17 protein-coding genes are annotated in these 16,178 nt (G+C 67.3%); 11 read left to right on the top strand and 6 right to left on the bottom strand.

Annotated features, from left to right (window positions below):
* Window positions 1-11 precede the first annotated feature (11 nt).
* From AC1DS0_RS02715 to AC1DS0_RS02740, 6 genes are read left to right on the top strand one after another with little or no spacing between them, the layout of a single operon-like run.
* The gene (locus AC1DS0_RS02715) at window positions 12-1,205 is read left to right on the top strand and encodes a D-alanyl-D-alanine carboxypeptidase family protein (protein ID WP_476812837.1); all 1,194 of its coding nucleotides are present in this window, start codon (window positions 12-14) and stop codon (window positions 1,203-1,205) included.
* Window positions 1,206-1,207: 2 nt separating this feature from the next.
* Complete coding sequence (gene tmk / locus AC1DS0_RS02720; RefSeq protein ID WP_476812838.1) at window positions 1,208-1,885, top strand: dTMP kinase; 678 nt, start codon at window positions 1,208-1,210, stop codon at window positions 1,883-1,885.
* Window positions 1,882-2,952: a DNA polymerase III subunit delta' gene (locus AC1DS0_RS02725; protein WP_476812839.1), complete on the top strand. Its 1,071-nt coding sequence runs from the start codon at window positions 1,882-1,884 to the stop codon at window positions 2,950-2,952. Before tmk ends, AC1DS0_RS02725 begins: the two co-directional genes overlap by 4 nt.
* A 24-nt stretch (window positions 2,953-2,976) precedes the next feature.
* Complete coding sequence (metG, locus tag AC1DS0_RS02730; RefSeq protein ID WP_476812840.1) at window positions 2,977-4,536, top strand: methionine--tRNA ligase; 1,560 nt, start codon at window positions 2,977-2,979, stop codon at window positions 4,534-4,536.
* Window positions 4,536-5,336, top strand: a complete 801-nt coding sequence (locus AC1DS0_RS02735; RefSeq protein WP_476812841.1) for a TatD family hydrolase — start codon at window positions 4,536-4,538, stop codon at window positions 5,334-5,336. The genes metG and AC1DS0_RS02735 overlap by 1 nt, the downstream gene beginning before the upstream one ends.
* Window positions 5,337-5,350: 14 nt before the next feature.
* Window positions 5,351-6,154 (top strand): MBL fold metallo-hydrolase, encoded by an 804-nt coding sequence (locus AC1DS0_RS02740; protein WP_476812842.1) that lies wholly within the window; start codon window positions 5,351-5,353, stop codon window positions 6,152-6,154.
* A 195-nt stretch (window positions 6,155-6,349) separates the two neighbouring features.
* Here AC1DS0_RS02740 and AC1DS0_RS02745 read toward each other — a convergent pair whose 3' ends face one another.
* From AC1DS0_RS02745 to AC1DS0_RS02755, 3 genes are all read right to left on the bottom strand, one after another.
* Window positions 6,350-7,558 (bottom strand): MFS transporter, encoded by a 1,209-nt coding sequence (locus AC1DS0_RS02745; RefSeq protein ID WP_476812843.1) that lies wholly within the window; start codon window positions 7,556-7,558, stop codon window positions 6,350-6,352.
* 134 nt (window positions 7,559-7,692) lie between these two features.
* Entirely contained in the window at window positions 7,693-8,139 is a 447-nt protein-coding gene (locus tag AC1DS0_RS02750; RefSeq protein ID WP_476812844.1) for a VOC family protein, read from the bottom strand.
* A 401-nt stretch (window positions 8,140-8,540) separates the two neighbouring features.
* Window positions 8,541-9,038, bottom strand: a complete 498-nt coding sequence (locus tag AC1DS0_RS02755; protein WP_476812845.1) for a winged helix-turn-helix transcriptional regulator — start codon at window positions 9,036-9,038, stop codon at window positions 8,541-8,543.
* A 72-nt stretch (window positions 9,039-9,110) separates the two neighbouring features.
* Between AC1DS0_RS02755 and AC1DS0_RS02760 the strand changes: the two genes are divergently transcribed.
* Both AC1DS0_RS02760 and AC1DS0_RS02765 read left to right on the top strand, forming a co-directional pair.
* Window positions 9,111-9,593: a MaoC family dehydratase gene (locus AC1DS0_RS02760; protein WP_476812846.1), complete on the top strand. Its 483-nt coding sequence runs from the start codon at window positions 9,111-9,113 to the stop codon at window positions 9,591-9,593.
* A 137-nt stretch (window positions 9,594-9,730) separates the two neighbouring features.
* Window positions 9,731-10,711, top strand: coding sequence for a Bug family tripartite tricarboxylate transporter substrate binding protein (locus AC1DS0_RS02765; protein ID WP_476812847.1), 981 nt, complete (start codon window positions 9,731-9,733; stop codon window positions 10,709-10,711).
* 12 nt (window positions 10,712-10,723) lie between these two features.
* Here AC1DS0_RS02765 and AC1DS0_RS02770 read toward each other — a convergent pair whose 3' ends face one another.
* Window positions 10,724-11,275: a regulatory protein RecX gene (locus AC1DS0_RS02770; protein WP_476812848.1), complete on the bottom strand. Its 552-nt coding sequence runs from the start codon at window positions 11,273-11,275 to the stop codon at window positions 10,724-10,726.
* 235 nt (window positions 11,276-11,510) lie between these two features.
* On the opposite strand from AC1DS0_RS02770, the gene AC1DS0_RS02775 reads away from it, so the two are divergent.
* Window positions 11,511-11,813, top strand: coding sequence for a hypothetical protein (locus tag AC1DS0_RS02775; protein WP_476812849.1), 303 nt, complete (start codon window positions 11,511-11,513; stop codon window positions 11,811-11,813).
* An 83-nt stretch (window positions 11,814-11,896) separates the two neighbouring features.
* On the opposite strand, the gene arfB is transcribed toward AC1DS0_RS02775, so the two are convergent.
* Window positions 11,897-12,316 (bottom strand): alternative ribosome rescue aminoacyl-tRNA hydrolase ArfB, encoded by a 420-nt coding sequence (arfB, locus tag AC1DS0_RS02780; protein WP_476812850.1) that lies wholly within the window; start codon window positions 12,314-12,316, stop codon window positions 11,897-11,899.
* Window positions 12,317-12,353: 37 nt separating this feature from the next.
* On the opposite strand from arfB, the gene mazG reads away from it, so the two are divergent.
* Entirely contained in the window at window positions 12,354-13,190 is an 837-nt protein-coding gene (gene mazG, locus AC1DS0_RS02785; protein WP_476812851.1) for a nucleoside triphosphate pyrophosphohydrolase, read from the top strand.
* Between the two features lie 60 nt (window positions 13,191-13,250).
* Here mazG and AC1DS0_RS02790 read toward each other — a convergent pair whose 3' ends face one another.
* Entirely contained in the window at window positions 13,251-14,081 is an 831-nt protein-coding gene (locus AC1DS0_RS02790) for an invasion associated locus B family protein (RefSeq protein WP_476812852.1), read from the bottom strand.
* A 321-nt stretch (window positions 14,082-14,402) separates the two neighbouring features.
* On the opposite strand from AC1DS0_RS02790, the gene AC1DS0_RS02795 reads away from it, so the two are divergent.
* Window positions 14,403-16,172: an extracellular solute-binding protein gene (locus AC1DS0_RS02795; protein ID WP_476812853.1), complete on the top strand. Its 1,770-nt coding sequence runs from the start codon at window positions 14,403-14,405 to the stop codon at window positions 16,170-16,172.
* The last annotated feature ends 6 nt before the right edge of the window (window positions 16,173-16,178 follow it).

Consider the following 16,178-nt stretch of genomic DNA (forward strand, 5'->3'; position numbering starts at 1 on the left):
GTCGATCAGGGATGGCGCGCGACCGTTCTTCGCCAGTCTCCGGCGGAATTCTCGCCGTACTCGCCCTATTGCTTGCGCTGGTTCCGGGGCTTGCCCGTGCCCAGGCTTTCCAGTCGGCCGCGCCCTACGCGATCCTCGTCGACTCTTCCAGCGGCGCCGTGCTCTACGAGAAGGCCGCCGACGAGCTGATGGTGCCGGCGAGCCTCGCCAAGCTCGCCACCGCGCTCGTCGCTTTCCAGGAGATCGAAGCCGGCAAGATGACGCTGGAGACCGAGATCTCGATCTCGGAGAACGCCTGGCGCAAGGGTGGCGGCGTCTCCGGCGGCTCGACCATGTTCGCCATCGTCCATAGCCGGGTAAAGCTCGGCGACATCCTGCAGGGCCTGATCGTGCACTCCGGCAACGATGCCGCGATCGCGTTGGCCGAGGCCGTCGCGGGCGACGAGGCCAGCTTTGCGAAGATCATGACCGAGCGTGTCCACGCGCTTGGTCTGACCAGGTCGCAGTTTCGCAACGCCACCGGCATGGCCGATCCGCAGCAGAAGGTGACGGCGCGCGAGCTCGCCTTCCTGGCCGACCACATCATCAAGACCTATCCGGAGCTCTACAGGATCTTCGGCCAGCGCGACTTCACCTGGAACAAGATCAAGCAGAGCAACCGCAACCCGCTGCTCGCCATGGACATCGGCGCCGACGGCCTGAAGACCGGCAATATCGACGAGACCGGCTACGGCCTCGTCGGCTCGGCCGTCCAGAAGGGCCAGCGGCTGATCGTCGTGGTCAACGGGCTGAAGAATGCGCGTGATCGCGCCAGCGAGGCCCGCAAGCTGCTCGAATGGGGCTTCCGCTCCTTCGAGCAGCGCCAGGTCTTTGCCGAGGGCGAGACCATCGGCGAGGCCAGCGTCTTTGGCGGCGAAAAGGGCCGCATCGCGCTGAAGGCCAAAGGGCCGGTCAATTTGCTGGTACCACGCGGCAGCAGCGAGCGCCTCGCCGCCCGCATCGTCTATCGCGGCCCGCTGCAGGCACCGGTGGCAGAGGGAACGGAGATTGGCCGCCTGCTGGTCACGCGGGGCGAGATCAAGACGCTGGAGATCCCGCTCTATGCTGCCGAGTCGGTCGCAGCCGGCAGCCTGCAGCAGCGGGCACTGGATGCGCTGATGGAGGCCGCGACCGGCTGGGTCCGCAAGGCCCTGAAGCGGAGCTGAGCGTGGCCAAAACGAAGCTGCGGCCCTCGACCGGGCATTTCATCACGCTCGAAGGCGGGGAGGGGGCCGGCAAGTCGACCCTCGCCAAGGCGCTCGCGGCGCGGCTGGAGGCGCATGGGCTTACCGTCGAGCTGACACGCGAGCCCGGCGGCTCGCCCAAGGCCGAGCGCATCCGTGAGGCGCTGCTCGCTGGGCGGATCAAGCCCTATGGCGCCTTCGCCGAGGCGCTGATGTTCCAGGCTGCGCGCATCGACCATGTCGACAGCCGCATCAGGCCTGCGCTCCAGCGGGGAGCCTGGGTGATCTGCGACCGCTTCATCGATTCGACCCGCGTCTATCAAGGCACGCTGGGCGAGATCGCCGCGGACAAGCTCGCGGCGCTGGAAGCGGTCGCAATCGCCGGCCTGATGCCTGAGCTGACCTTCATTCTCGATCTCGCGCCTGAGACGGGCCTCGCCCGCGCCGCCCGCCGCCGCCAGCCGGGGGAGGCGACTGATCGTTTCGAGGGTGAAACGATCAGCTTCCATCGCCGCCTGCGCCAGGGCTTCCTCGACATCGCCGCCGCCGAGCCGCAGCGCTGCGTCGTGCTCGACGCCAGCTTTCCGCCGGAGACTCTGGCGGAAACCGCCTGGCAGGCGCTTTCCAGCCGGCTGCCCTTGCCGCAGATTGCGCCGGCATGATCGAATCGAGCAACGAACCCGACCGCCTGCCGAACGCCCCGCATCCGCGCGAGACGTTGGCGCTCATCGGCCATCACCGCCAGGAAGAGGCTTTCCTGACGGCGCTGCGCTCCGGCCGGATGCACCATGGCTGGCTGCTCGGCGGCCCGGAGGGGGTCGGCAAGGCGAGCTTCGCCTATCGCGCCGCCCGCTTCATGCTCGCTGATGGCGATCCGCTGCGTCGCGCCGAAGCCGCCCGCGACCTCGCCGTGCCGGAAACGGACGGGGCCACCCGCAAGATCGCGGCGCAGTCGCATCCCGACCTGCATCTGCTGCGGCGCATCGCCAAGCCGGACGGCAAGAGCTTCACCAGCAATATCCCGGTCGATCTCGTGCGCCGGATCATCGACCGCTTCGGCTCCAGCGCGGGCGAGGGCGGCTGGCGCGTCGCGATCGTCGATTCCGCCGAGGACCTCGACCGGCCGGGCGCCAACGCCCTGCTGAAATTGCTCGAGGAGCCGCCGCCGCGCTGCCTCTTCCTGATCGTCGCCCATGCCCCCGGCCGCGTGCTGCCGACGATCCGTTCGCGCTGCCGGCTGCTGTCCTTCGAGCCGCTCGGTGAGGACGACGTCGCCCAGGCCGGCGCGATCGCGCTGGAGCGCATGCGCCTGCCCTATGACGCCTCGGCGCTCGGCCGCGCCGCGGCCTTGTCCGAGGGCTCGGTCAAGCGGGCACTGACCTATGTCGACCCGGAAACGCTGGCGCTGGTCGAGGCGGTGAGGGCGCGGCTCGACGCATTGCCCGCAGTCGACCTGACCGCGCTGCTGGCGCTCGGCGAGGATGTCGCGGGCAGGGCGGGCGAAGCCGATTTCGCCGTCATGATCGAGACCGTGCAGGGCTGGCTCGGCGCGCACCTCCATGCGCATGCCGCTGCCGGGCCGGCCCGGCTTGCGCCCCTCGCGGAGGTGTGGGAGAGACTTGCACGCGCCGCGAACGAGGTCGAAACCTACAATCTCGATCGCCGCCCCCTCGTCATGTCGCTGTTTCACGATCTGTCGGAGGCGGTTTCCCGTTCGCGCGCGGCCTGAAACCAGTTGATACCGGACAGACCAATGGCCTCGGCCCCGAAGTTCTATCTGACGACCGCGATCCACTATACCAACGGCCCGCCGCATATCGGCCACGCCTATGAGATGGTGTCGGCGGACGCGATCGCCCGCTTCAAGCGCCTCGACGGCTATGACGTCTTCGCCATGACCGGCACCGACGAGCACGGCCAGAAGGTGCAGCGCACCGCTGCGCAAAATGGGCTCTCGCCGAAGGATTTCGTCGACGGCATCGCGGTGCGCTTCGAGGAGATGGAGCAGCGGCTCGGCTGCTCGTTCGACCGCTTCATCCGCACCACCGACGCCGACCACCTGCCCTCGACGCAGGAGCTCTGGCGCCGGATGGAGGCCAATGGCGATATCTACCTCGCCAAATATTCCGGCTGGTACTCGGTCCGGGACGAAGCCTTCTATGGCGAGGAGGAGACGACACTCCAGCCAGACGGCACGCGCCTGGGCGGGCAGGGCACGCCGGTCGAATGGGTCGAGGAGGAGAGCTATTTCTTCCGCCTCAAGGCCTATCAGGACAAGCTGCTCGCGCTCTATCGCGACGTGCCGGACTTCGTCTCGCCGGAGACGCGCCGCAACGAGATCGTCTCCTTCGTCCAGGGTGGGCTCGAGGATCTCTCGATCAGCCGCACCACCTTCGACTGGGGGCTGCCTGTCCCGGGCGATCCAAAGCATGTGATGTATGTCTGGGTCGACGCGCTCAACAACTACGTCACCGGCTGCGGATTCCCCGACGAGAACGATCCGCGCTGGCACTATTGGCCGGCCGATGTCCACATCATCGGCAAGGACATCGTGCGCTTCCACACGGTCTACTGGCCGGCCTTCCTGATGTCGGCGGGGCTGCCGCTGCCGAAGCGCGTCTTCGGCCACGGCTTCCTGCTGAACAAGGGCGCCAAGATGTCGAAATCGGTCGGCAACGTCGTCGACCCGTTCGGGCTGGCAGATGCCTATGGCGTCGACCAGCTGCGCTATTTCTTCCTGCGCGAGGTCTCCTTCGGCCAGGACGGCAACTACAGCCACGAGGCCATCGTCGGGCGCATCAACGCCGACCTCGCCAATGATCTCGGCAATCTGGCGCAGCGCTCGCTGTCGATGATCGCCAAGAACTGCGAGGGCAGGGTGCCGTCGGCCGGTACGCTGACGGAAGGCGACCGCGCCATGCTGGCGCAGGCCGACGGGCTGCTGGCGAAGACACGCGCCGCCATGCAGGATTTCGCCCTGCACGTCGTGCTGGCGGACATCTGGGCCGTGGTCGCCGAGGCCAACCGCTATTTCGCCAACAATGAGCCGTGGAAGCTCTCCAAGAGCGACCCGGCCCGGCGCGATACGGTGCTCTACGTCACGATCGAGACGATCCGGCAGATCGCGATCCTGACCCAGCCGGTGATGCCGCAATCGATGGCCAAGCTGCTCGACCTGCTGGCGGTTCCCGTCGAGGCGCGGACCTTCGCGTCGCTCGGCGAGGCCGGCCGCCTCACCTCGGGCACGGCGTTGCCAGCCCCGAGCGCGGTCTTCCCGCGCTATGTCGAGCCGGAAGGCAGCGAGACCGCCTGATGCTGATCGACACGCATTGCCATCTCGATTTCCCGGATTTTGCCGAGGATATCGGAGCTTATGTCGGCCGCGCCGAAGCGGCCGGCGTCGGCCGGATGGTGACGATCTCGACCCGCGTCGCGCGTTTTGCGACCTATGCGGCGCTGGCCGAGCGTTTCCCGTCGGTCTGGTGCACGGTCGGCACGCATCCGCATGGTGCCCATGAGGAGCTCGACGTCACCGCCGGGCAGCTGGTTGCGCTGTCGCGCCATCCGCGCTGTGTCGCCATCGGCGAGGCCGGGCTCGACTATCACTACGACAAGAGCCCGCGCGAGGCGCAGGAGCAGGGCCTGCGCACCCATATCACCGCGGCCCGCGAGACCCAGTTGCCGTTGGTGATCCATTCGCGCGAGGCCGACGAGGACATGGCGGCGATCCTGCGCGAGGAGATGGGGAAGGGCGCCTTCCCCGCCATCCTGCACTGCTTCACCGCTGGCGAGATGCTGGCCCGCACCGGCGTCGAGCTCGGGCTCTACGTCTCCTTCTCCGGCATCCTGACCTTCAAGACCTCGCAGGCGCTACGGGATATCGCGCGCGATATCCCGCTAGAGCATCTGCTGGTCGAGACCGACGCGCCCTACCTTGCCCCGACGCCTTATCGCGGCAAGCGCAACGAACCGTCCTATGTCGTCGAGACCGCGAAGGTCCTGGCCGAGGTCAAGGGCGTGTCCTTCGATGAAATCGCCAGGATCACGACTGAGAACGCCAGGCGCTGCTACTGGAAGATGGACCACGCCGCGCCTGTGGCGCAGGTCGCCTGAGGCAAGCCGGCCGCATGAGCCTGACCGTCACCATCCTCGGCTGCGGCTCATCCGGCGGCGTGCCGCGGCCGGGCTCCGGCTGGGGCGCCTGCGATCCGGCAAATCCGAAGAACCGGCGCCGCCGCTGCTCGCTGCTGGTCGAGCGCCGCGGCCCCGGCGGCGCGACGAGCGTGCTGATCGACACCACGCCGGACCTGCGCGAGCAGCTCCTGTCAGCTGAGATCAACCGGCTCGACGCGACGCTGTTCAGCCACGATCATGCCGACCACACCCACGGCATCGACGATTTGCGCGCGCTCGTCCTGCACATGCGCAAGCGCATCCAGGTCCATGCCGATGCCGTGACCAGTGCGACGCTGCGCCAGCGTTTCGGCTATCTGTTCGAGACGCCGCCAGGCAGCCTCTATCCGCCGATCCTCGACCTCGCGCCGCTCGCAGCCGGCGAACCGCTCGTGATCGACGGCGCCGGCGGGCCGATCGAGACATTGCCGTTCCGGCTTGAGCACGGCCCGAACTATGACGCGCTCGGCTTCCGCTTCGGCGATTTTGCCTATGCGCCTGATGTCAGCGCGATCCCGCCAGAAGCGATGGCGGCGATGAGAGGGCTCGACACGCTGATCCTCGACTGCCTGCGTGAATCGCCGCATCCCAGCCACTTCAATCTGGAGCAATCGCTGGAAGCGATCGCACAGCTCAAGCCACGCCGCGCGATCCTGACCAATCTCCATGTCGATCTCGATTATGCCAGTCTGTCCAAGCGCTTGCCGGTCAACATTGAACCGGCGTTCGATGGCATGAAGCTGACGGTCGAGAGATAGGCTGGCATCGCCGCGGCATTTCTGGGCGTCAATTTAAGTTCCATAATATGTCTTATGCGAATCTGATTTGGGCTGGTGGAGCGCCTCTCTCCAGCCCCTCCACTCTGCCTTCCAACGCCTGGCGCAATTGCACCAGGCGTCGAAGCGATGAGCCGATCGCGTTGAGTGCCCGCGCCATCGCGGCGCGCAAACGCTTCACGCCATGGCCATCTCTTCCCGCTTCTCGGGAAACGGCCTGAAGGTCCACAGGATCAGCATCGCCGCCAGCCCCAGGATCCAGGAGCCGACATACATCGGCGCGTAGGTGCCGAACCGGTCGTAGATCAGGCCGCCGAGCAGCGGGCCGGTCGACATGCCCAAGCTGCCGGCCATCGCCGTGCCGCCGATGATCGTGCCCATCATCTTCAGCGGGAAATTCTCGCGGATGATCACGGCATAGAGCGGCATGGTGCCGGCGTAGATGAAGCCGACGATCACCGCCACGGCATAGAAGCCGCCGAGCTCGCCGACGAAGGCATAGGCCAGCACGCCGAAGGCCTGGGCCAGCAGCCCGAGGATCAGGACTCGCTGCGCGCCGAACCGGTCTCCCGCCAGGCCGAAGCCGAGCCTGCCGAACATGCCGGCCAGCCCCTCGACGCTATAGATCGATACAGCCGCGAGCATCGGGATGCCACAGGTCACGGCATAGCTCACCGTGTGGAAGATCGGCCCGGAATGGGTGGCGCAGCAGAAGAAGTTCGCCAGCATGAGCGTGACGAACTGCGGCGAGCGCACCGCCTGGCCGACGCTCATCTCCGACTGCGTCTCCTCCGCCGCCTGCGTCTGCGCGCTTGCTTCCAGAGCCGGCGGGCGTCGTACGAGGAGCGCCGCGGGGATCATCAGTGCCGCCGCGATGCCGGCGATGATCTGCATCGAGGCGCGCCAGTCATGGATGGTGACCAGCCAGGCTGCGAGCGGCGCCATGGTCATCGGCGCCATGCCCATGCCGGCGGACACGAGCGAGACTGCAAGGCCACGCTGGGTGTCGAACCAGCCGGTGACGCAGGCCATCATCGGCGCGAAGACGGCTGCCGTCGCCGCGCCGACCAGAAGGCCGAAGAGCAGCTGGAATTCGATCAAGGAATCCGCCCTGCTCGCCAGCGCCAGGCTCGCAGCCAGGACGATCGATCCGGTCAGCACCACCGGGCGCGGCCCATAGCGATCGGAGAGATTGCCCCAGACCATGCTGGCCGCCGCCATGGCGAGGAAACCGATCGTCATCGCCGTGGAGATGCCGGTGACCGACCAGCCGGTATCCTGCGACATCGGCCGCAGGAAGACCGGCAACGAGAACATGGCGCCGATCGCGACGCAGCCGAGCAGGCCGCCTGCGGCGACGATCACCCAGCGATAGGACTGGTTCATGGTTTTCTCCGGGATGTTCGATGAGCGCCCCGGTCAGCCGTCCCCGGCCTCGCGGGTGCGCTCGGTACCCAAGGACGCATCGGCCTTCGCCCTGCCGACATCCCGTCGCCGTTTTTTTTGCGGATCCGGCCGGCTCAGCCCTGCGGCGGCTTCCAGTCGGCCGACGGGATGGTGTTGACCATCCACGGGATCCCGAACTTGTCGACAAGAGAGCCGAAACCAGGCGACCAGAAGGTCTCGCTGAACGGCATCACTGCCCTGCCCCCATCGGCCAACTGCTCGAACCAGCGCTGGCCCTGGGCCTTGTCGTTGGTGTGCAGGGTCACGTCGAAGCCGTTCTTGGGTTTGTCGATGTTGGAAGCCCAGGCGGTGTCCATGTCGGCGCCCATCAGCGCCTGATCGCCGACCTCGAGCCAGCAATGCATCAGCCAGCTCTTGTACTTCTCGTCGGTGATCGGCATGCCCGGAGGGGCATCGCCGTAGGGCATGGCGGCGGTTATCTTGCCGCCCAGGACCTTGGCGTAGAACTCGAACGCCTCGCGGCACTGCCCCTGGAAGCTCAGGCTGGTCACGATCTTCATGGTCGTCTCCTTTTTTGTCTGAGATCGGCGCGAATCGGACGGAATCGACCGACCGAAACGCACCCGGTTAGGTGGTGACCCAGCCCACGCCCTAGTCGGAGCCGTCCTTGTCCAGCGGCGGCGCAGCATGTCTTCGCCAACCGGCGACTTTGCCCATGCGGCTCCTGCTCATCGCCAAACGCACCCTGTCGAGGAAGGTTCAGGCCAGCCGTCATAGCCATCAAGTTGAGCGCTCGATGTATGTTGATATCAACGTAGGTGACCAGTGAATGTCAATCTCCGTGACGAACGCTCCTGCCAACCCACTGGCTTCGACGTGATGCAAAACGCCTGGATTTCCCGGCCGATTTCGGTCGCGGCAATCCTGACAGCCAGTTCGGTCGGCTGCCATGCTCACGGGCTCAGCGCTGGCGAAACGCGCTGCGGCGCTCCTCGCGTTCCTGCGCGAACGCTTCAGCGATCCGCGCACGCGCATCATGTGCGCCAAATGGCTCGCCGCAGGCCGAGCAGATCAGCGTGAGGCTTGTCGCCTGCCCGCAGCCACAATGAACCACCTCGAGCGCAGGCGGATCGCCACCGTCGAAGCCGCTCCAGCTTTCTCCCCATGACTTGAGGCCGAGCAGGATCGGATAGAGGGCGAGCCCTTTCTCCGTCAGGCGGTACTCATGCCTGGCCGGGCGGTCGCTGTAGCGGCGCCGGCAGATCACGCCATCGCTCTCCAGCCGCTTGAGACGGCTGGAGAGAAGATGGGACGACATGCCGGTCTGGGCCTGGAACTCCTCGAAACGACGCGTGGCCAGGAAGAGTTCGCGCAGGATGAGCATCGTCCAGCGATCGCCGACGACCGCGAGCGCACGCGCGATGGGGCAGAGAGTGCCTCCGACCTCGGACCAGCCCATATTGACTCCCTTCAAAAATTGAAGTGACTTTGCCTGCACCGGCTTGCCCCGACAAGAGGAAGGCCCATGCACATGAAGGACGGTGCGCCTGCCCGAACCAAACCGCGATATCTCGAGGATTTCGGCACCGGTGACCGCATCGCCTCCGGCAGTTTCGAAATCACGGCGGAACTGATCCGATCTTTTGCCGAGCTCTACGACCCGCAGCCCATGCACATCGACGAGGATGCGGCCCGCCAGACGATCTTTGGCGAGCTGGTCGGCAGCGGCTGGCAGACGCTGGCGATCACCATGCGGCTCCTCGTCGATGCCAGACTGCTCGGCGACAATCCCATCGTCGGCGCCGAATTCGCGAACCTGCGTTTCTACCGCCCGGTGCGCCCGGGCGACAGCCTGAAGGCGATCGCCGAAGTGCTCCGGACCCGTCCGTCACGGAGCCGCACGGATCGCGGGTTCATGGACCTTGAGGTCACCACGACAAACCAGCGCGACGAGACTGTTCTCACCCAGGCCTGGACCCTGATCGTACCGACACGCGCGACAGCTGGCAGCTGACGAGCCGGCAGACCCTGCTTTGGTCGGGTTGCCATTCAGGCGTCGCGATGCCCTAATCTGCCGCAACGCTCGGCATTTCGCCTGAAGCGATCGCAAGGACCTTGAAGAGTCCGGATAGTCCAAGGGAGATCAAATCGATGTCGAAGTCCGGCTGGCTCGGCGCGCTTGCGCTTGCCACCCTCACCCAGCTCGTCCCCGCGACGCCGGCGACGGCTCAGGCCTGGCCGCAGAAGCCCGTCAGCTTCATCGTGCCATTCCCGGCCGGCGGCGGCACCGACGCCTTCGCCCGTCCCCTCGCCGCTCAGCTCGAACAGCAGCTCGGCCAGCGCATCCTGATCGACAATCGCGGCGGTGCCGGCGGCACGGTCGGCGCTTCGGCCGCCTCCAAGGCCGCGCCCGACGGCTACACCTTCTTCATCGGTGCCGCGCACCACGCCATCGCGCCGGCGCTCTACCCGAAGCTCGACTACAACATCCAGACCGATTTCATCCCGATCGGGGTGATCGCCCAGCCGCCGCAGGTCGTGGTCGTCCATCCCGGCAAGGTCCAGGCCAAGACGCTGGCGGAACTGATCGACTTCGCCAAGAAGAACCCCGACAAGCTGAACTACGGCTCGGCCGGTAACGGTACCACGCACCACCTCGCCGGCGAACTGTTCAAGCTCACCACCAAGATCAATCTGACCCATGTGCCCTATCGCGGCGCCGGCCCGCTGATGCAGGATCTCGTCGCCGGTCAGGTCGATCTCGCCTTCGACGGGCTCGGCTCTTCTGCCGCGCAGATCTCCAGCGGCACGCTGCGGGCGCTCGCCGTCGCAGCGCCCAAGCGCGCCAGCGCCTTCCCCGATGTCCCGACCACGGCCGAAGCCGGCGTGCCGGGCTACGAGGTCTCGACCTGGTATGCGATGTGGGCGCCGAAGAACACACCGCCCGAGATCGTTGCCAGAATGACGGCCGAGCTGCAGAAGGCGCTGGCCGTGCCTATGGTGAGCGAGGCCTGGAAGAGGAACGGCTCCGAGATCCCGAACCTCTACGGCGCCGCCTTCGGCGACTTCGTCAAGGTCGAGGTCGCGCGCTGGGGCAAGGTCGTGGCCGAGGCCAACGTCAAGCCCGATTGATTGGTCCGGCGGTCACCCGCCCTCGCCCGCGTCGTCGATCACGGCGCGGGCGATCGCCAGGCTGAAGCCGGCCCGCGCCAGCGCGGCGATATGCTTTTGCCGCTGCGCGGCGCGATCACTGCGGCTCCATGGTCCGAGGCGCTTGCGGCGGGCCGCGATGCGCGCGGCATCCAGCTCTGCCTCCTCGTCGGCCACCACCACCTCGGCGACGAGGCCGCGCTCGACGCCCTTGGTCGCGAGCCCGGCCGCAACGGCCCGCGCCGAGCGCCCCTTGCGGCGCAGGCTCTGCGCCCGCGCCTCGGCGAAACGGCGGTCATCGACGAGGCCCGAGGCGACGCAGGACATGACAATCTCCTCGACCGCAGTCCGGAACGCCTGCGGGTCCTGCCCGTGATGCCGGCAGCTGCGCTCGACCTTGCGCAGCAGGACGCGCTGCAATTGCGCCGCGGGCACGCTGTAGCGTTCGAGGTAATGGAGAGCTGCGCGCCGCAGATAGTCGGCCGTGATCCGCTTGGGCGCCGGCCGTGCCCCCGGCAACGCCCCTTCCCGTTCGACCTCGCTCACACCAGTCCTCCTGCCCGCACTTTCGCCGGTGCTGCGGGAATCGCCGCATATTGGGCCTGACTAAGGCGTGGCTCCCGCGAAATCACCTTTGAAATCTCTCAGAACGGTCAAACCCCGCCGCTTGCATCGTGCGTGCGTCGTTCGCGCTTCGAAAAAAGCGCGGCACCCGATCGCCTTGCGGGCGGCGTGACAGATCGGCCGCGACCCCGTCGCGCCCCCTAACGAGGAGAAGCTGATGAAAGCTATCAAGACGTCCATGATCGTGCTCGCCGCGTCGGCCCTGCTGGCCGGCCCCGTCCTGGCCCAGGGTGTCACCACCGATATCCAGACGCGTGGCCAGGCCAAGGGGACGACCTCCGCGCCCGGTGCCGCCGGCGGCGCCGAGACCGGCGTCGATACGCAAGTCGGCGCTCCCGGCGCGAAGGCCGGCGTCAAGGCCAAGGCCGGCACGGCAGGCGGCATCGAGGCTCCGACGACGGGCGCCGTCAAGGGCAGTGCCGGCGCCGCCGGCAAGGCAGGCACCGAGATCAAGCGCTGACGGGCTCGGCCCGTTCGTCGACTGCTGTCGATATCAGGGTGAGGCCGAGCCATCGGCCTCACCTTTTTTGCTGTTCGCAAACCCTAATCCAGGCGTGGCCTGCCTCGGCCTGACTTGACCGAGGAGCGCTTGTCCTTCGAGGCCAGACGCCGCTCCTTCGAGGCCTTGGTCGGCTTGGTCGCCCGCCGGACCTTCGGCCGCACTTCCGCCTGCCTGATCAGCTCGACCAGCCGCGCCAGCGCCTCCTCGCGGTTGCGGCTCTGGCTGCGATGCTCCTGCGCCATGATGACGATCACGCCATCCTGCGTCAGCCGGCTGCCGGCGAGCTTCATCAGGCGGAGCGCGACATCATTGGGCAGCGAGGCCGAGCGGCGCGCGTCGAACCGAAGCTCGACCGCGGTCGAGACCTTGTTGACGTTCTGCCCGCCCGGACCGGAGGCGCGCACGAAGCTCTCCTCGATCTCGCTGTCGTCGATCGCGATGGACGGAGTCACTTGAATCATGGGAGGACGCTACCCCAACCTGAGAAGGATTGCAGCGATGAAGCCAGCTCGCGACATCGAGCGCCTGATCGAGATCATGGCCGCGCTGCGCACCCCGGGCACCGGCTGCCCCTGGGATCTCGAGCAGGACTTCGCCTCGATCGCGCCCTACACGATCGAGGAGGCCCATGAGGTCGCCGATGCCATCGCCCGCGGCGATCTCGTCGATCTCAAGGACGAACTCGGCGACCTCTTGCTGCAGGTCGTGTTCCACGCCCGAATGGCGCAGGAGCAGGGCAGCTTCGCCTTTCCCGACGTCGTCGAGGCGATCACCGCCAAGCTGGTCCGCCGGCATCCGCATGTCTTCGGCGATGCGCGCGATCTGTCACCCGCTGAGGTCAAGGCGCTGTGGGGGCAGATCAAGGCGCAGGAGAAGGCCGACAAGGCACGCGCCAGAGCCGAGGCCGGGCTGCCGGAGCCTGCCGAGGCCAAGGGCGTGCTCGCCGGCGTGCCGACCACCCTGCCCGCGCTGACCCGCGCCTGGAAGCTGCAGGCCAAGGCTTCGACGGTCGGCTTCGACTGGAACAATGCTCGCCTCGTGCTGGACAAGGTCCGTGAAGAGACTGCCGAGATCGAAGAGGCGCTCGCCGGCGGCGACAAAGCTGCGATCCAGGAGGAGATCGGCGACCTGCTCTTCGTGGTCGCCAATCTCGCCCGCCATGTCGATGCCGATCCAGAGGCCTGCCTGATCGCCGCCAACGCCAAGTTCGAACGGCGCTTCGCCGGCATCGAGGCGGCGCTGGAGCACCAGGGGCGCGAGCCGCGGCAGGCCACCCTGGAAGAGCTCGAAGAGCTCTGGCAGCAGGTCAAGCGCACCGAGCGCATGACCCCTTGAGCAAATAAAAACGCCGGGCACGAGGCCCGGCGTCGATATCGGTTCTGCCTAATCGATCGATCAGGGCTTCGGAGCCGGCGCAGGCGTCGCGCCCGGAGCCGGGGCCGCCGGCGTACCGGGGGCCGGCGCCGCGCCAGGCGTGGCCTCGGCGCCGCCGAGGCGCTTGCGCAGCTCCTCCTGGCGCTTGGCGAGTTCGTCCTGCAGCGCCTTCTGCTGCTCTTCCAGAACCTTCGGATCGATCGGCGCGCCGTCGAAGGCCTTGGCGAATTCAGCCAGCGGGATGGCGAAGGTGACCTCGCGCGCGCCCTGGTTCTGCACGCTGATGTTGAGGGTGGTGCCCTTCTTCATCGCGTTGATGAAGTCGTCCTTGACCTGCGCCTCGGCGAAGCAGCCGTTCGGGAAGCAGATCGCGTAGCGGCCGGGCGTCGGCTGCGCGTTGTCGACGCCGAAGCGGATGCCCGGCTGCAGCAGCAGGCCGAGCGGCATCAGGAAGCGCACGATCTTGTTGGCGTCGCCCTTGACGTCGTAGACCGCGGCGGCAAGCACCGGCTGGCCCTGGTCCGAGACGAAGTCGCGGGTGGTGTAGCAGATTTCCTTGTTGGCGGCCTGGTCCTTGCCGCAAACCTTCGTCCAGCTCGTCTGCGACGGCTCGGGCTTGACCTGGACGACGGTCGGGCCGGTCTGCGCAGCCTGGCCCTGGGCCGGCTGAGCCGGAGCGGGCTGCTGCGCCGGCGCGGCCGGGCGGCTCGCCGGGCGCTGCGGCTGCGCCTGCTGCGCGCTCGCGGCGATCGGGGCTAGAGCGACGGCGGCGCCCAGGATGAGCGCGAGGCCGCGGACCGTGCTCTTCGCGGTGGCGCCCTGGCTCCGGGACAGGCGGGTCGAAGCTGACATCTGCGTTTCCTTGACCATGAAACTGGTTCGGCCGCCGTATCCGGCGGCATGCATCACCCAAGGCTCAACCAGCAAGGGTGCCGGAGCCGGTGGCGGCGTGAGCACATCAAGCGAGATTGCGGCGTTTGGATGACGCCCGGCCTGCGTTTAGCGAGTTCCGTCGCAGGTTTCCAGCCCCGAAGAGCCCGGCGCGACAAGTTTGATCGCATGTTATCCTGCGGCAGGGAATCAGTTTCGAGCATGCATCGACCTTTCAGCGCAGCGGCGCGTTCCGCTTGGTTTCTCGGGCTCGTCCTGGCGGGCTTGGCGGCTTTCGGGCCGATGGGGAACCCGCGCGCTGCTGCGGCCGAGAACGATGCCGCCATCGCCATGCATGGCGAGCCGGAACTGCCCAAGGGTTTCGATCACCTGCCCTATGCCGATCCGCAGGCGCCGAAGGGTGGGCGAATCATCTACGGCCAGCAGGGCACCTTCGACAGCCTCAATCCGCTGGTGGTGTTGGGTGTCGCCCCCGACGCTGTGCCGCGCTATGTCCAGCAGAGCCTGCTGTTCCGCTCCGCCGACGAGCCTTTCACCGCCTATGGCCTGCTGGCCAGCAAGGTCGAGCTCAACTCGGAACGAACCCGCCTCGCCTTCCAGATCGATCCGCGCGCCCGCTTCTCCGATGGCAAGCCGGTGACGGCGGACGATGTGATCTTCACCTTCGAGATGCTGAAGACCAAAGGCAAGCCGTTCCACCGCTCGAGCCTGGCGCGCGTGACCAAGGTCGAAGCCCCCTCGCCCGATCGCGTCGTCTTCGAGCTCGGCGACGGCTCCAACCGCGAATTGCCGCTGGTGATCGGCGCCATGCCGATCTTCGCCAGGCACGCGACCGACGCCGAGAAATTCGGCGACACCAGCTTCAAGCCGGCGCTCGGCTCCGGCCCCTACCTCGTCGAGGAGGTCAAGCCAGGCGAGATGCTCCGGCTGAAGCGCCGCAAGGATTTCTGGGCCGAGGATCATGCCCTCACCCGCGGCCTCTTCAACGCCGACGAGATCCGCTACGATTTCTACCGCGATTCCAATGCCTTGTTCGAGGCTTTCAAGGCAGGACTTTATGACGTCCGCCTTGAAAGCGACCCGACGCGCTGGATGACCGGCTATGACGTCCCGGCCGTGCGCGAGGGCCGGATCGTCCGCGACACCTTCCGCTTCCAGACGCCCAAGGGCATGACCGGGCTGGTCTTCAATACGCGCCGCCCGCAATTCGCCGACATCCGCGTCCGCGAGGCGCTGGCGATGCTGTTCGACTTCGAATGGGCCAATCGCAACCTGTTCCACGGCGTCTACCGACGCGCCGGCAGCTTTTTCGCCGACAGCGAGCTCTCGGCGCTCGGCATGCCGGCCGATCAGCACGAGAAGGCATTGCTCGCCGCCTTTCCCGGCGCCGTGCGCGACGACATCCTCGCCGGAACCTGGGCCCCGGCCACGACCGACGGCTCCGGCCGCGACCGCGACCAGGCCCGCCGCGCGCTCGACCTGCTGGAAGCCGCCGGCTACCGGCTGAACGACGGGCAGCTGCGCAAGGACGGCCAGAGCGAGGCTTTCGGCTTCGAGATCACCGTCACCAACCGCCCGCAGGAGCGGCTGGCGCTGAACTATGCGACCTCGCTCGCCCGCCTGGGCATCACCGTCTCGGTGCGGTTGATCGACGACGTCCAGTACTGGCGCCGGCTCTCGACCTTCGATTTCGACATGATCCAGTGGACCTGGCCGGCTTCGGCCTCGCCCGGCAACGAGCAGATCGGACGCTGGGGCTCGGCCAATGCCGAGCGCAAGGGCGCGCTCAACTATGCCGGCGCGCGCTCGCCGGCCATCGACGCGACGCTGCAGGCACTGCTGGCGGCACGCTCGCGCGAGGATTTCGTCGCCACGGTGCGCACGCTCGACCGTTTGCTGCTGTCCGGCTTCTACGTCGTGCCGCTCTACTATCTGCCGGAGACGTGGCTGGCGCGTGCGCGTGAGATCGTCCTGCCCGAGCGGCGACCGAAATTCTTCTTCTCCAATGAGACGCTGGCGCGGTCGCCCTCCCCGCCCGCGCCCGCCAACTAGGTCCGG

It is taken from the genome of Allobosea sp. P4_H5 (assembly GCF_056400825.1).

Coding starts and splice junctions, on each gene's coding strand:
- AC1DS0_RS02795 (WP_476812853.1), top strand. CDS start 14,403: ATGGGGAACCCGCGCGCTGCTGCGGCCGAGAACGATGCCGCCATCGCC.
- AC1DS0_RS02740 (WP_476812842.1), top strand. CDS start 5,351: ATGAGCCTGACCGTCACCATCCTCGGCTGCGGCTCATCCGGCGGCGTG.
- AC1DS0_RS02775 (WP_476812849.1), top strand. CDS start 11,511: ATGAAAGCTATCAAGACGTCCATGATCGTGCTCGCCGCGTCGGCCCTG.
- AC1DS0_RS02755 (WP_476812845.1), bottom strand. CDS start 9,038: ATGGGCTGGTCCGAGGTCGGAGGCACTCTCTGCCCCATCGCGCGTGCG.
- AC1DS0_RS02745 (WP_476812843.1), bottom strand. CDS start 7,558: ATGAACCAGTCCTATCGCTGGGTGATCGTCGCCGCAGGCGGCCTGCTC.
- AC1DS0_RS02790 (WP_476812852.1), bottom strand. CDS start 14,081: ATGTCAGCTTCGACCCGCCTGTCCCGGAGCCAGGGCGCCACCGCGAAG.
- AC1DS0_RS02765 (WP_476812847.1), top strand. CDS start 9,731: ATGTCGAAGTCCGGCTGGCTCGGCGCGCTTGCGCTTGCCACCCTCACC.
- AC1DS0_RS02725 (WP_476812839.1), top strand. CDS start 1,882: ATGATCGAATCGAGCAACGAACCCGACCGCCTGCCGAACGCCCCGCAT.
- metG (WP_476812840.1), top strand. CDS start 2,977: ATGGCCTCGGCCCCGAAGTTCTATCTGACGACCGCGATCCACTATACC.
- AC1DS0_RS02750 (WP_476812844.1), bottom strand. CDS start 8,139: ATGAAGATCGTGACCAGCCTGAGCTTCCAGGGGCAGTGCCGCGAGGCG.
- AC1DS0_RS02715 (WP_476812837.1), top strand. CDS start 12: ATGGCGCGCGACCGTTCTTCGCCAGTCTCCGGCGGAATTCTCGCCGTA.
- mazG (WP_476812851.1), top strand. CDS start 12,354: ATGAAGCCAGCTCGCGACATCGAGCGCCTGATCGAGATCATGGCCGCG.
- AC1DS0_RS02735 (WP_476812841.1), top strand. CDS start 4,536: ATGCTGATCGACACGCATTGCCATCTCGATTTCCCGGATTTTGCCGAG.
- arfB (WP_476812850.1), bottom strand. CDS start 12,316: ATGATTCAAGTGACTCCGTCCATCGCGATCGACGACAGCGAGATCGAG.
- AC1DS0_RS02760 (WP_476812846.1), top strand. CDS start 9,111: ATGAAGGACGGTGCGCCTGCCCGAACCAAACCGCGATATCTCGAGGAT.